The organism is Streptomyces sp. NPDC055632 (assembly GCF_053618675.1).
This window is the reverse complement of the sequence record NZ_JBSHHY010000007.1, coordinates 121,373-134,842: the sequence shown is the minus strand read 5'-3', so window position 1 is coordinate 134,842 and position 13,470 is coordinate 121,373. Positions and strand designations below refer to the sequence as shown.

The following is a 13,470-nucleotide window of genomic DNA, read 5'->3' as shown; positions in this document are numbered from 1 at the left end:
GAGGAACCCATGGACGCGATCTACACCGCCGTCGCCACCGCCAACGGCCGCGAGGGCCGCGCCGTCAGCTCCGACGGCCACATCGACCTCCCCCTCGCCCACCCGCAGGCCCTCGGCGGCAACGGACAGGGCACCAACCCCGAGCAGCTCTTCGCCGCCGGCTACGCGGCCTGCTTCGCCAGCGCCATGGGCGTGGTCGCCCGCCAGGAGAAGATCGACATCACGGACGCCTCCGTCACCGCCGAGGTCTCCATCGGCAAGGACCCCGCCGACGGCGGCTTCGGCCTCGCGGTCGTCATGCGCGCCGAGTTCCCGGAGCACCTCCAGGGCGAGGCGGGCCTGGCGCTCCTGAAGAAGACCCACGCCTTCTGCCCGTACTCCAAGGCCACCCGCGGCAACATCGAGGTCGAGCTCGTCGTCGAGTAGCCGCGCACCCGCCTCCGCGCGGGAGACGTGTGAAGGTCCCGGTGCCGCCCGCGCGCACCGGGACCTTCGCACGAACGGCACGGGGGGTTCGTCCGCCGTACGGCGGGCAGCCATGGGACGGCCGCCGGGCGGTGGCCCGCGGGCGCTGTCCTTGGGGCGCCCGCCGGGCAGGAGCCCGGCCGCCGCACGCACGCCCCGCCCGTGCCCGCCCCCACCCCGGAGGAGAACTCCCCATGGCCGACCTCGACCGCCGCCGGTTCCTTCAGCTGACCGGCGGCGCCGCCGCGTTCACGCTGCTCTCGGAGAGCATCGCCCGCGCCGCCGCGATACCGGCGCAGGGTTCCACCGGCACCCTCCAGGACGTCGAGCACATCGTGGTCCTGATGCAGGAGAACCGTTCCTTCGACCACTACTTCGGCGCGATGAAGGGCGTACGGGGCTTCGGCGACCCCCGGCCGGTGACCCTGCCCAGCGGCAAGTCCGTCTGGAACCAGTCCGACGGCTCCAAGGTGACGCTGCCGTTCCGGCCGGAGAGCGCCCGCCTCGGCATGGAGTTCCTCCAGGGCCTCAACCACGACTGGGCGGGCGGCCAGAAGGCCTTCGCGAAGGGCCGGTACGACCAGTGGATCCCGGCCAAGACCAAGGCCACGATGGCGCACCTCACCCGTGAGGACATCCCGTTCCACTACGCGCTCGCCGACGCGTTCACGGTCTGCGACGCGTACCACTGCTCGTTCATCGGCTCCACCGACCCGAACCGCTACTACCTGTGGAGCGGTCACACCGGGAACGACGGCACGGGCGGCGGCCCGGTCCTCAACAACGCCGAGGCGGGCTACGGCTGGAAGACGTACCCCGAACGCCTGGAGGCGGCCGGGGTCTCCTGGCGGGTCTACCAGGACGTCGGCGACGGCCTGGACGCGGCGGGCTCCTGGGGCTGGATCAGCGACGCGTACCGGGGCAACTACGGCGACAACTCCCTCCTCTACTTCAACAGCTACCGGAACGCCGCGCCCGGGAACCCGCTGTACGACAAGGCCCGCACGGGCACGAACGCCAAGGCCGGCGAGGGCCTCTTCGACCGGCTGCGCGCCGACGTGCAGGGCGGCCGGCTGCCGAAGGTCTCCTGGATCGCGGCCCCGGAGGCCTTCTCGGAGCACTCCAACTGGCCCGCCAACTACGGCGCCTGGTACATCGCGCAGGTCCTGGACGCGCTGACCTCGAACCCGGACGTGTGGGCCCGTACGGCCCTGTTCATCACGTACGACGAGAACGACGGCTTCTTCGACCACGTGGTCCCGCCGTACGTCCCGGCCTCGGCGGCGCAGGGCCTCTCCACCGTCGCGACCGCCCTGGACCACTTCCCCGGGAAGACGGGCTACGCCGCCGGCCCCTACGGCCTCGGCCCGCGCGTCCCGATGATCGTCGTCTCGCCCTGGTCGAAGGGCGGCTACACCTGCTCGGAGACCTTCGACCACACCTCGGTCATCCGCTTCATGGAGGCGCGCTTCGGCGTCCGGGAGCCGCAGATCTCCCCCTGGCGGCGGGCCGTCTGCGGCGATCTGACCTCGGCCTTCGACTTCACGCGCGCGGACGCCCGGCCGGCCGCGCTGCCGCCGACCGCCGGCTACTACCCGCCGGACCGCAACCGCCACCCCGACTTCCCGGCCACCGCGCCCGCGTCGGGCACGATGCCCCGCCAGGAGCGGGGCGCGAAGCCGACCCGCCCGCTGAGGTACGCGCCGTACGTGGACGGCGCCGCCGACACGGCGGCCGGCACCTACCGCCTGGCCTTCGGCGCGGGCCCCGGCGCGGGCGCCCAGTTCTACGTCACCTCGGCCAACCGCACGGACGCGCCCTGGACGTACACGGCGGAGGCGGGCAAGTCGATCGCGGACACCTGGAACACCAAGTACTCGGCCGGCGTCACCGACCTCACGGTCCACGGCCCCAACGGCTTCCTGCGCCGCTTCCGCTCCCCCGGGAAGACGCCCGTCCCCGAGGTCGCCGCCCGCCACAACGCCGGCACGGGCCACCTGGACCTGACCTTCACCAACCCGGGCACGACCACGACGGTGACGGTCGCCGACTCGTACGGGGGTTCCCCGAAGACCCTGACGGTCGCCAAGGGCGCCACGGTCACCCACACCGTCCCCCTGACCGCCGGCCACCACTGGTACGACGTGACGATCACGACGGCGTCGACCCCGGACTACCTCCGCCGCCTCGCGGGCCACGTGGAGACGGGCGCCCCGGACGTCTCGGATCCGGGGATCCTGACGTACTGAGCCCCGACCGGGCCGATGCCAGTTCCGGCGCCCGGGGGTGCCGGGACGGGCATCGGTGCGCAGCCCGTCGCCCCGGACTCCCGCGCCGTCGGCGGTCACCCCCGGTCCACCGGCCGCCCGGCCCGTTCGCCGCTCCGCGGCAGGCGCTTCAGCGCGAGGCACAGGAGCGCGGCCGTGTACGCGCACAGCACGGTGATCCCGGCCCACCACGGGAGCGGGAAGCAGCCGGCCGAGGGGGCGTAGTGGGCGACGACCCGGGGGTGTTCGACGAGGGTCTGCCGGACGGCGAAGCCGGCGGCCGGGGTGACGCGGAGCAGCCACTGCGCCGGGCCGTCGGGCAGCAGCGGGACGGAGGTCGCGGCGTACGGGACCGCGATCGTCAGGACGGCGACGAGGATCGCGGGCCGGGGGCGGCGGAGCAGGGAGCCGAGCGCGAGGGCCAGTACGGCGGCGAGCGCGGGGGCACCGGCCGTGCCGACGACGACCCGTGTCGCGGTGAGCGCGGACACCGCGACGACGGGTATCCCGTTGCCCTTCAGGATCGTCGCGCCCGCCGGGACCACGACGCCCAGGGCGAGGAGGCCGGTCGCGAACGTGACGGCCGCGACGACGACCGCCCTCGCCGCGAGCCGGGAGCGGGTGAGCGGCGTGCCGTCGCCGGGCCCGGTCCGGTGCCCGGCGACGGCGAACCGCGCCGAGACCACGAGCACGACGAGCAGTGCCGGGATCAGGCCGCCCAGGGTGCTCTCCACCGGGCGGGCGCCGTCCTCGGCGCCCTTCGGGCCGATGTCGCCGGCGCCGGTGACGGTGATCGCGCCGTTCCTCTCCACCGCCCCGGACGCCAGGTGGTCCTTCTCCCAGTCCGTACGGTTCCGCTCGCCGACCGCGTCGTCGCTCCAGCCCCCGGCGGCGGCGGCGCCCCGGAGGACGATCCCGTCGAAGGTGCCGCCGGCCTGCGTCCAGCGCACCTGTTCCGTGGCGCCGCCCAGGCCGGTCCGCCGCAGCGTCAGGTCCCCCGGGGAGGCTGCGAACAGCCCCACCCGCACGGTCCCGGGCAGCCCCGGCAGGCGTACGGCACCGACCTCCGTCCACGTCGTGCCGTCGGCGGACTCGTGGCCGGTGACGGTGTCGCCCGACCGGGTCAGCCGCAGCCAGCGCGGCGCCCCCTCCGCTGCCGGCGATGTCGTGGCGGTAGTCGTACTGCATCCGTACGCCGTGACGGGTGAGGTGTCGTCAAGAAAGCGGACGTTCGGCACGATGTGCGGCGTGTCACACGCGGGAGTCGCGGGATCGCCGTGGGACCCTCGTCCTGGATTCGACCCTGTGTTCCGCCGAGAACCCCGGGTCGAGGCGGTCCGTGCCCGGCGAGGCGGACCGCAGGCACCCGACCCGCCCCGTGCGAGAACACCCCCGTATGGGTGTTTTCGCAGCTCAGAACGTTTTTCTTTGGTGGGGCGGGTGGGACTCGAACCCACGGCCGACGGATTATGAGTCCGCTGCTCTAACCGGCTGAGCTACCGCCCCGTTCGGTGAGGCGCGTACATGTGTGCGCGCCGTCTGCCGCAGCATAGCCGCTCATACGATCTCCTGCTCCGGAAGATCGGCTCTGCTCGACCATGAGGACTCCGCCCCGCCCCGTGCGGTTCCCCCGGACGCGAAAAAGGACCCCGAAGGGTCCTCTTCCGTTCCGCTCCCCCGGCTGGACTCGAACCAGCAACCCTCCGGTTAACAGCCGAATGCTCTGCCAATTGAGCTACAGGGGATCGCGCTCCCCCGACTGGACTCGAACCAGTAACCTGCCGGTTAACAGCCGGCTGCTCTGCCAATTGAGCTACAGGGGATTGCTGCGTTGCACCGAACGGATCCACCTCGGGCCTTCCCGGGCGGCGCGCGTTCGCTGCGACACATACATTAGCGCAAGCAGGGGGGTGCTCCGCCAATCGGTATCGCCGTGGCACCGCCGTGGGCACCAGCGATGCATCAAGCAAGCTCTCCAGGGAAGGTGGTGGCCATGCGATACAAGCTGACGTTCGTCACGGGACTCGCCCTCGGCTACGTGATCGGCACGCGGGCCGGACGCGAGCAGTACGAGAAGTTGAAGAAGTCCGCCAAGGACATCGGACAGAACCCGGCCGTGCGCAACGCCGCCGAGTCCGCCGCCCAGACCGGGCGGCAGGTCGCCGGCAAGGCCGCGCACGTCGTGGGCGACAAGGTGGGCGACCACCTGCCGCCCGCCGTGGCCGACAAGGTCCACGCGCTGCGCGAGCGCGGCCAGAGCAACGGAAAGGTCGAGAGCGAGGAGTGGGGCACCAGCAACACCTGAGGCCCCGCGTGCGGCAGAATCTCTGTCATGGGGATAGTCGCCGGACTGGACAGCTCTGCTGAGTTCACACGCATCGTCGTCTGCGACACCGACACCGGTGCCGTACTGCGCCAGGGGTACGCCCCGCATCCCGGTGAGCCGAAGGCGGTGGACGTCGATCCGCAGACCTGGCTGCTCTCGCTCGGGGAGGCCGCCACCGGCGGCCTCCTGGAGGGCGTGGAGGCCATCGGGGTCTCCGCACAGCAGCACGGGCTCGTGCCGCTCGACGCGCAGGGCGGCCTCGTGCGGCCCGCGCTCGTGCGCAACGACAAACGGGCGCAGGTCGCCGCCGCCGACCTGATCGACTCCCTCGGCGGCCGGCAGGCCTGGGCCGAGGCCGTCGGCAGCGTGCCCGCCGCCGGGCAGCCGGTCGCCAAGCTGCGCTGGCTGGCCCGCACCGAGCCCGAGCACGCCCGGCGCACCGCGCTGGTCCTCCAGCCGCACGACTGGCTGGTCTGGCAGCTCCTCGGCCGCCCCGCGCGCCGCACCACCGACCGGGGCGCCGCCTCCGCCACCGGCTACTGGTCGGCCCGCACCGGCGCGTACCGCCCCGACCTGGTCGAGCTCGCGCTCGGGCACCGGGCCGCGCTGCCCGAGGTCCTCGGGCCCTCCGACCCCGCCGGCACCACCCCCGAGGGGCTGCTGATCTCCGCCGGCACCGGCGAGACGATGGCCGCCGCGCTCGGCCTCGGGCTCGGCCCCGGCGACGTGGTGGTCTCGCTCGGCGCCTCCGGCTCCGTGATGGCCGTGCACCACGAGGCCCTCTCCGACCCCGGCGGCATGATCACCTCCTTCGCCGACGCCACCGGCATGCACCTGCCGGTCGTCTCCACCTCCAACGCGGTGCGGGCGCTGCGCGGCACCGCCGAGATGCTGGGCCTCGACTCCCTCGACGAGCTCTCCACGCTGGCCCTGAAGTCGACGCCGGGCGCCTCCGGGCTCGTCCTGCTGCCCTATCTGGAGGGCGAGCGGACCCCGAACCTGCCGCACGCGGCGGGCACGCTCAGCGGGCTGCGGCGCGAGTCGATGAAGCCCGAGCACCTGGCGCGGGCGGCGTTCGAGGGGATGCTCTGCGCGCTCGCCGACGCCCTGGACGTGCTGCGCGGGCGGGGCGTGGAGGTGCGGCGGGTCTTCCTGCTCGGCGCCGCCGCCGCGCTGCACGCGGTGCAGGCGCTGTCGCCGGCGCTCTTCGGCGCGCAGGTCGTCGTCCCCCAGCCGGCCGACTACGCGGCGCTCGGCGCGGCCCGGCAGGCCGCCTGGGCCCTCGGGGTCGCGCGGGGCACCCTTTCGCCCTCCGCTCCCCCGGCCTGGCAGGGCGCCGCCACACAGGTCCTGGAGCCCGGGGACGAGCTGGCGGCGGGACAGGCCGTGCGGCAGCAGTACACGGCGACGCGGGAGCAGATCCACCCGGGCGCGTTCGCCGGGTGACCGCCGGTCCGGGGTGGTGCGCAGGGCTCTGCGGAGTCCCTTCGTAAAGACTTCCCCAGGCTTTCCACCGCCCCGGAAACCGGTCGTAACGGCCCGGGGCGGCGGGCGATAGTAAGTCCCGTGCTCATAAGACTTCTCCGGACCCATCTGCGCCCCCACCGAAAACCCATCGCGCTGCTCGTGCTGCTCCAGTTCCTGCAGACCTGCGCGAGCCTCTACCTGCCGACCCTGAACGCCGACATCATCGACAACGGTGTCGTGCACGGGGACACCGGCTACATCCTCCGGTTCGGCGCCCTGATGGTCGGCGTCTCCGTCGTCCAGATCGTCTGCAACGTCGGGGCCGTGTACTACGGCGCGCGGACCGCGTCCGCCCTCGGCCGGGACGTGCGCGGGGCCGTCTTCGACCGGGTGCAGTCCTTCTCCGCCCGGGAGCTCGGGCACTTCGGCGCGCCCTCGCTGATCACCCGGACGACCAACGACGTGCAGCAGGTCCAGACGCTGGTCCTGATGGCGTTCACGCTGATGGTCTCCGCGCCCATCATGTGCGTCGGCGGCATCGTGATGGCGCTCGGCCAGGACGTGCCGCTGTCGGGCGTGCTGCTCGCGGTGGTGCCGGTGCTCGGCATCGCCGTGTCGCTGATCGTGCGGCGGATGCGGCCGCTCTTCCGGACCATGCAGACGCGCCTCGACACGGTGAACCGGGTGCTGCGCGAGCAGATCACCGGCAACCGCGTCATCCGGGCCTTCGTGAAGGACGGGTACGAGGAGGAGCGCTTCCGGGGGGCCAACGCCGAGCTGACCGACGTGTCGATGGCGACGGGCCGGCTGATGGCGCTGATGTTCCCGACGGTGATGACGGTCGTGAACGTGTCCAGCGTGGCCGTGGTCTGGTTCGGCGCGCACCGCATCGACGGCGGCGGGATGGAGATCGGCGCGCTGACCGCCTTCCTCGCCTATCTGATGCAGATCGTGATGGCCGTCATGATGGCCACCTTCATGTTCATGATGGTGCCGCGCGCCGAGGTGTGCGCCGAGCGCATCGAGGAGGTCCTGGCGACCGGCTCCAGCGTGGTGCCGCCGGCCGAGCCGGTGACGGCGCTCGACCGGCGCGGGCACCTGGAGGTCAGGGGCGCGGAGTTCCGCTACCCGGGCGCGGAGGAGCCGGTCCTCAAGGACGTCGGGCTCGTCGCCCGGCCCGGCGAGACCACCGCGATCATCGGCTCGACGGGCAGCGGCAAGTCGACCCTGCTCGGGCTCGTGCCCCGGCTCTTCGACACGACCGGCGGCGAGGTCCTCGTGGACGGCGTGGACGTCCGCGTCCTGGACCCGGCCCTCATGGCGAGGACCGTCGGGCTCGTGCCCCAGAAGCCGTACCTCTTCTCGGGGACGGTGGCGACGAACCTGCGGTACGGGAAGCCCGACGCGAGCGACGAGGAGCTGTGGCACGCCCTGGAGGTCGCCCAGGCCGCCGACTTCGTGCGGAAGCTCGAGAACGGTCTGAACGCGCCGATCGCGCAGGGCGGCACCAACGTCTCCGGTGGGCAGCGGCAGCGGCTCGCCATCGCGCGGACGCTCGTGCAGCGGCCGGAGATCTACCTGTTCGACGACTCGTTCTCCGCGCTCGACTACGAGACGGACGCGCTGCTGCGGGCCGCGCTCGCCGAGGAGACGGCGGACTCGACCGTGGTGATCGTCGCCCAGCGGGTGTCGACCATCCGGGACGCCGACCGGATCGTGGTCCTCGACGAGGGCCGGGTGGTGGGCACCGGACGGCACCACGAGCTGATGGCGGACAACGAGACGTACCGGGAGATCGTGCTCTCCCAGCTGACCGAGGCGGAGGCAGCCTGATGGCCGGTCCTGGCGGACGCATGATGGCCGGTGGCGGCCCCGACCAGCGGTCGATGGACTTCAAGGGCTCGGGCAAGAGGCTGCTGAAGCAGCTCGCGCCGGAGCGCGGCGCGCTCTGGATGATGCTGGTCGCCGGTGTGCTCTCGGTGGCGGCCTCCGTGGTCGGGCCGAAGATCCTGGGCCGGGCGACCGACCTGATCTTCGCCGGTGTGATCGGACGGCAGACGGACGCGGGCGCCACCAAGGCGGAGACCCTGGAGCGGCTGCGCGCCGGCGGGCAGGACGGCATGGCGGACATGCTGTCCGGCGTCGACTTCACGCCCGGGCGGGGGATCGACTTCTCCGCCGTGGGCGAGGTGCTGCTCCTGGTCCTCGCGGTGTACGTGGCGGCGGGCCTGCTGATGCTGGTCTCCACCCGCCTGTCGATCAAGGTGATCAACCGGACGGTCTACCGGATGCGGGAGGACGCCCAGACGAAGCTGGCGCGGCTGCCGCTGTCGTACTTCGACAAGGCCAAGCGCGGCGAGGTGCTGTCCCGGGCGACCAACGACATCGACAACATCTCGCAGACGCTCCAGCAGTCGATGGGCCAGCTGATCAACTCGCTGCTCACGATCGTCGGCGTGCTCGCGATGATGTTCTGGATCTCGCCGCTGCTCGCCCTGGTGGCCCTGGTGACGGTGCCGGTGTCGGTGTTCGTGGCGGCGCGGATCGGCAAGCGCTCGCAGCCGCACTTCGTGCAGCAGTGGAAGTCCACGGGCACGCTCAACGCGCACATCGAGGAGATGTACACCGGGCACGCCCTGGTGAAGGTCTTCGGGCGGCAGGAGGAGTCCGCGCGGGACTTCCGCGAGCAGAACGAGGCGCTGTACGAGGCCGGGTTCAAGGCGCAGTTCAACTCCGGCGTGATGCAGCCGGTGATGTTCTTCCTCTCGAACATCAACTACGTCCTGGTGGCCGTGGTCGGCGGTCTGCGGGTGGCGAGCGGCACGCTCTCCATCGGTGACGTGCAGGCCTTCATCCAGTACTCGCGCCAGTTCTCGATGCCGCTGACGCAGGTCGCGTCGATGGCGAACCTGGTGCAGTCGGGCGTGGCCTCGGCGGAGCGGATCTTCGAGCTGCTCGACGCGGAGGAGCAGGAGCCGGACGCCCCGACGAGTGAGAAGCCGCTGGAGTCGCGCGGCCGGGTCGCCCTGGAGCACGTCTCCTTCCGCTACGAGGAGGACAAGCCGCTCATCGAGGACCTGTCGCTGACGGTGGAGCCCGGGCAGACGGTCGCGATCGTCGGTCCGACGGGCGCGGGCAAGACGACCCTGGTGAACCTGCTGATGCGGTTCTACGAGGTGACGGGCGGCCGGATCGCCCTGGACGGGGTGGACGTCGCGAAGATGTCGCGCGAGCGGCTGCGGAGCGGGATCGGGATGGTCCTCCAGGACACCTGGCTCTTCGGCGGGACGATCGCGGACAACATCGCGTACGGCGCGACGCGCCCGGTGACCCGGGAGGAGGTCGAGGAGGCGGCGCGGGCCGCGCACGCCGACCGCTTCGTCCGGACCCTGCCCGACGGGTACGACACGGTCCTCGACGACGAGGGCTCGGGGGTGAGCGCGGGCGAGAAGCAGCTGATCACCATCGCGCGCGCGTTCCTCTCCGACCCGGTGATCCTCGTCCTGGACGAGGCCACCAGCTCGGTCGACACCCGCACCGAGGTCCTGATCCAGAAGGCGATGGCCCGCCTCGCCCACGGCCGCACCTCGTTCGTGATCGCCCACCGCCTCTCCACGATCCGGGACGCGGACGTGATCCTGGTGATGGAGAACGGCTCGATCGTGGAACAGGGCACGCACGAGGAGCTGCTGTCCTCGGGCGGCGCCTACTCCCGCCTGTACGCGGCGCAGTTCGCGCAGGCGGTGGCGGAGGTGGACTGACGGCGGGCCGGCCCGTACCGCTCACCGGGTGGTACGGGCCGCCCGGCCGGTCTCAGTCGAGGTAGCCGCGCAGCTGGTCCGCGTAGGCGTGGTCGCGGAGTTTGTTGAGGGTCTTGGACTCGATCTGGCGGATGCGTTCGCGGGTGACGCCGAAGAGCCGGCCGATCTCCTCCAGGGTGCGGGGGCGGCCGTCGTCGAGGCCGTAGCGGAGCTGGACGACCTTGCGTTCGCGTTCGTTGAGGGTGGAGAGGACGTCCTCCAGGTGGCGGCGCAGGAGCAGGAAGGCGGCGGACTCGACCGGGGAGGCGGCGTCGCCGTCCTCGATGAGGTCGCCGAGGGCGACGTCGTCCTCCTCGCCGACGGGGGTGTGCAGGGAGACCGGTTCCTGGGCGAGGCGGAGCACCTCCCCGATGCGCTCGGGGGGCAGGTCCAGCTGGGCGGCGACCTCTTCGGCGCTGGGTTCGTAGCCGCGTTCCTGGAGCATGCGGCGCTGGACGCGGACGACCCGGTTGATGAGTTCGACGACGTGGACGGGGACGCGGATGGTGCGGGCCTGGTCGGCGAGGGCCCGGGACATGGCCTGGCGGATCCACCAGGTGGCGTACGTGGAGAACTTGAAGCCGCGCGCGTAGTCGAACTTCTCGACGGCCCGGATGAGGCCGAGGTTGCCCTCCTGGACGAGGTCGAGCATGGTCAGGCCCCGGCCCACGTACCGCTTGGCGACGGAGACGACGAGGCGGAGGTTGGCCTCGATGAGCCTGCGCTTCGCGATCCGGCCGAGGACGACGAGGTGGTCCAGTTCGCCCGCCAGGCGGGTGTCCAGGTCCGGGGTGCCGGCGAGCTTCTCCTCGGCGAAGAGGCCGGCCTCGACGCGGCGGGCCAGTTCGACCTCCTCCTCGGCGCTGAGGAGCGGGATGCGGCCGATCTCGCGCAGGTACTGCCGGAAGAGGTCGGAGGAGGGGCCGTTGCCGCCGGGGTCCGGGCGGCCGCGCGGGGCCGGGACGGCGGGCTCCTCCACGGGCTCCTCCGGCACCTCCTCCATCGCCTCGCCGGACTCTGCCCGGTCCTGCTGGTCCTGCTGGTCCTGCTGGTCCTGCTGGTCCTGCTGGTCCTGCTGGTCCTGCTGGTCCTGCTGGTCCTGCTGGTCCTGCTGGTCCTGCGGCACGGTCTGGGTCTGCACGGCGGGCGACCTCCAGGAGGAGCGGAACGGCACCGTCATCCAGTGTGGGGTACGACACATCGCCGCCACGAGGGGCGTGCGGTGACTTTTTGAGTCCGCCGGGTGACCGTGCGTCAGAGCGCGGCGGCGCCGTTGTTCCGCAGGGACTGCCCGTACTGGGTGAGCACCCACAGCTCGTTCTGCACGGCCGCGACCTTCTCCGGGTCGCCGTTCTGGCCGAGGCGGGCCAGGGCGCCCTGGACGTCGCGGATGCGGCGGTCGACGGCGCGCAGGCGGACGGTGACGAGCTGGTCGCCCGCGTAGGCCTCGTCGACGTTCTTGGCGAAGATCGTCTCGACCGCGAGTTCGGTGACGAGGGCGCGGACGGTGTCGTCGGGGGCGGCCGCGCGGACCGCGTCGAGGTAGTCGGGGGGCGCGCCGGTGGCGCCGCCCGCGTCCTGGACGCACTGGCGGACCGCCGCGTAGGGCGGGGCGGTGAACTCGTCGATGCCGTAGGCGTCGAAGGCCGGGGAGACCAGTTCGGGCCGCTGGAGGGCGAGTTTGAGGAGTTCGCGCTCGGTGCGGTGGGCGGGGCTGCGCAGGTTGAGCGCGGGGCCGGGCGGTGCCGCGGGGGCCTGGATCTGCGGCATCTCGCGGCGCGGCCGGTCGTCCGTACGGCCCCGGCCGCCGCGGTCCCGCTGCCACTGGGCGACCCGGCTGACCCGCTGCACGACGAACCGCTCGTCCATGATCCCGAGCATGCCGGCGAGCTGGACGGCGACGCCGTGCCGTACGGCCAGGTTCTTGAGCTTGGCGACGATCGGGGCGGCCTCGTCCAGGGCGGCGGCCCGGCCCGCCGGGGTCTCCAGGTCGTAGCGCCGCACGATCTGGCGGAGGGCGAACTCGAAGAGCGGGGTGCGGGGTTCGACCAGGTCGGCGACGGCCTCGTCGCCCTTGGCGAGCCGCAGGTCGCAGGGGTCCATGCCCTCGGGGGCGACGGCGATGTACGTCTCGGCGGCGAACTTCTGGTCGTCCTCGAAGGCGCGCAGGGCGGCCTTCTGGCCGGCGGCGTCGCCGTCGAAGGTGAAGATGACGCGGGCCGAGCCGTTGTCCATGAGGAGGCGGCGGAGGATCTTGACGTGGTCGCCGCCGAAGGCGGTGCCGCAGGTGGCGATGGCGGTGGTGACCCCGGCGAGGTGGCAGGCCATGACGTCGGTGTAGCCCTCGACGACGACGGCCCGGCTGGCCTTGGCGATGTCCTTCTTGGCGAGGTCGATGCCGTAGAGGACCTGCGACTTCTTGTAGACCGGGGTCTCGGGGGTGTTGAGGTACTTGGGGCCGTTGTCGTCGTCGCGGAGCTTGCGCGCGCCGAAGCCGACGATCTCGCCGCCGACGTCCTTGATCGGCCACATGAGCCGGCCGCGGAAGCGGTCGATGGGGCCCCGGCGGCCGTCCTGGGAGAGCCCGGAGAGGATCAGCTCCTTGTCGGAGAAGCCCTTGCCGCGCAGGAAGCGGGTGAGGTGGTCCCAGCCGGCCGGGGAGTAGCCGACGCCGAAGTGCTCGGCGGCGGCCTGGTCGAAGCCGCGCTCGGCGAGGAACTTCCGGCCGATCTCGGCCTCGGCGGAGCCGAGCTGGTCGGCGTAGAAGCGGGCGGCGGCCTGGTGGGCCTCGATCAGCCGGATGCGCTCCCCGCGCTGGTGGCCGGGGTTGTAGCCGCCCTCCTCGTACCGCAGCGTGATGCCCGCCTTGGCGGCGAGGCGCTCGACCGTCTCCGAGAAGGAGAGGTGGTCGATCTTCATCACGAAGGCGATGGTGTCGCCGCCCTCCTGGCAGCCGAAGCAGTGGAAGAGTCCCTTGCTCGGGCTGACCTGGAAGGAGGGCGACTTCTCGTCGTGGAAGGGGCAGAGCCCCTTGAGGTTCCCGCCGCCCGCGTTGCGCAGCTGGAGGTATTCGGACACGACGGCGTCGATCGGGACGGCGTCCCGCACCGCCTTCACGTCGTCGTCGTTGATCCTGCCTGCCACG

General features: G+C 72.3%; 9 protein-coding genes and 3 tRNA genes. 6 read left to right on the top strand and 6 right to left on the bottom strand.

All coding sequences use genetic code 11. From position 1 onward, the window contains the following. The first annotated feature begins 9 nt into the window (after positions 1-9). Together ACWGSR_RS12715 and ACWGSR_RS12710 are read left to right on the top strand one after the other, a co-directional pair. On the top strand, positions 10-426 hold the full coding sequence (locus ACWGSR_RS12715; RefSeq protein WP_125668527.1) for an organic hydroperoxide resistance protein: 417 nt from the start codon (positions 10-12) through the stop codon (positions 424-426). Positions 427-659: 233 nt separating this feature from the next. Then, entirely contained in the window at positions 660-2,714 is a 2,055-nt protein-coding gene (locus ACWGSR_RS12710; protein WP_453565972.1) for a phosphocholine-specific phospholipase C, read from the top strand. Between the two features lie 95 nt (positions 2,715-2,809). Here the strand turns inward: ACWGSR_RS12710 and ACWGSR_RS12705 are convergent, their stop codons facing one another. The 4 genes from ACWGSR_RS12705 to ACWGSR_RS12690 all read right to left on the bottom strand — a co-directional run bounded on the left by ACWGSR_RS12705 (position 2,810) and on the right by ACWGSR_RS12690 (position 4,555). Beyond that, a complete protein-coding gene (locus ACWGSR_RS12705) occupies positions 2,810-3,970 on the bottom strand; it encodes a hypothetical protein (protein ID WP_453565969.1) in 1,161 nt (386 codons plus the stop codon). A 191-nt stretch (positions 3,971-4,161) separates the two neighbouring features. Next, a tRNA-Ile gene (locus ACWGSR_RS12700) sits at positions 4,162-4,238 on the bottom strand. 166 nt (positions 4,239-4,404) lie between these two features. After that, a tRNA-Asn gene (locus ACWGSR_RS12695) sits at positions 4,405-4,477 on the bottom strand. Positions 4,478-4,482: 5 nt separating this feature from the next. Then, positions 4,483-4,555 (bottom strand) — tRNA-Asn (locus ACWGSR_RS12690). Positions 4,556-4,725: 170 nt separating this feature from the next. Between ACWGSR_RS12690 and ACWGSR_RS12685 the strand changes: the two genes are divergently transcribed. From ACWGSR_RS12685 to ACWGSR_RS12670, 4 genes are all read left to right on the top strand, one after another. After that, positions 4,726-5,037, top strand: a complete 312-nt coding sequence (locus ACWGSR_RS12685) for a YtxH domain-containing protein (RefSeq protein ID WP_376232651.1) — start codon at positions 4,726-4,728, stop codon at positions 5,035-5,037. A gap of 27 nt (positions 5,038-5,064) precedes the next feature. Beyond that, a complete protein-coding gene (locus tag ACWGSR_RS12680) occupies positions 5,065-6,504 on the top strand; it encodes an FGGY family carbohydrate kinase (protein WP_376232650.1) in 1,440 nt (479 codons plus the stop codon). Between the two features lie 120 nt (positions 6,505-6,624). Beyond that, positions 6,625-8,358: an ABC transporter ATP-binding protein gene (locus tag ACWGSR_RS12675; RefSeq protein WP_453565965.1), complete on the top strand. Its 1,734-nt coding sequence runs from the start codon at positions 6,625-6,627 to the stop codon at positions 8,356-8,358. Further along, positions 8,358-10,286, top strand: coding sequence for an ABC transporter ATP-binding protein (locus ACWGSR_RS12670; RefSeq protein WP_453565962.1), 1,929 nt, complete (start codon positions 8,358-8,360; stop codon positions 10,284-10,286). Before ACWGSR_RS12675 ends, ACWGSR_RS12670 begins: the two co-directional genes overlap by 1 nt. 52 nt (positions 10,287-10,338) lie before the next feature. Here the strand turns inward: ACWGSR_RS12670 and ACWGSR_RS12665 are convergent, their stop codons facing one another. Further along, entirely contained in the window at positions 10,339-11,505 is a 1,167-nt protein-coding gene (locus tag ACWGSR_RS12665; RefSeq protein WP_453565959.1) for an RNA polymerase sigma factor, read from the bottom strand. 74 nt (positions 11,506-11,579) lie between these two features. Then, complete coding sequence (gene dnaG, locus ACWGSR_RS12660) at positions 11,580-13,469, bottom strand: DNA primase (RefSeq protein WP_376232644.1); 1,890 nt, start codon at positions 13,467-13,469, stop codon at positions 11,580-11,582. Between the last annotated feature and the right edge of the window lies 1 nt (position 13,470).

Bases quoted from the DNA above. Each gene is read 5' to 3' on its own strand.
- ACWGSR_RS12670 (WP_453565962.1), top strand. From the start codon at position 8,358: ATGGCCGGTCCTGGCGGACGCATGATGGCCGGTGGCGGCCCCGACCAG.
- ACWGSR_RS12680 (WP_376232650.1), top strand. From the start codon at position 5,065: ATGGGGATAGTCGCCGGACTGGACAGCTCTGCTGAGTTCACACGCATC.
- ACWGSR_RS12710 (WP_453565972.1), top strand. From the start codon at position 660: ATGGCCGACCTCGACCGCCGCCGGTTCCTTCAGCTGACCGGCGGCGCC.
- ACWGSR_RS12685 (WP_376232651.1), top strand. From the start codon at position 4,726: ATGCGATACAAGCTGACGTTCGTCACGGGACTCGCCCTCGGCTACGTG.
- ACWGSR_RS12665 (WP_453565959.1), bottom strand. From the start codon at position 11,505: ATGACGGTGCCGTTCCGCTCCTCCTGGAGGTCGCCCGCCGTGCAGACC.
- ACWGSR_RS12715 (WP_125668527.1), top strand. From the start codon at position 10: ATGGACGCGATCTACACCGCCGTCGCCACCGCCAACGGCCGCGAGGGC.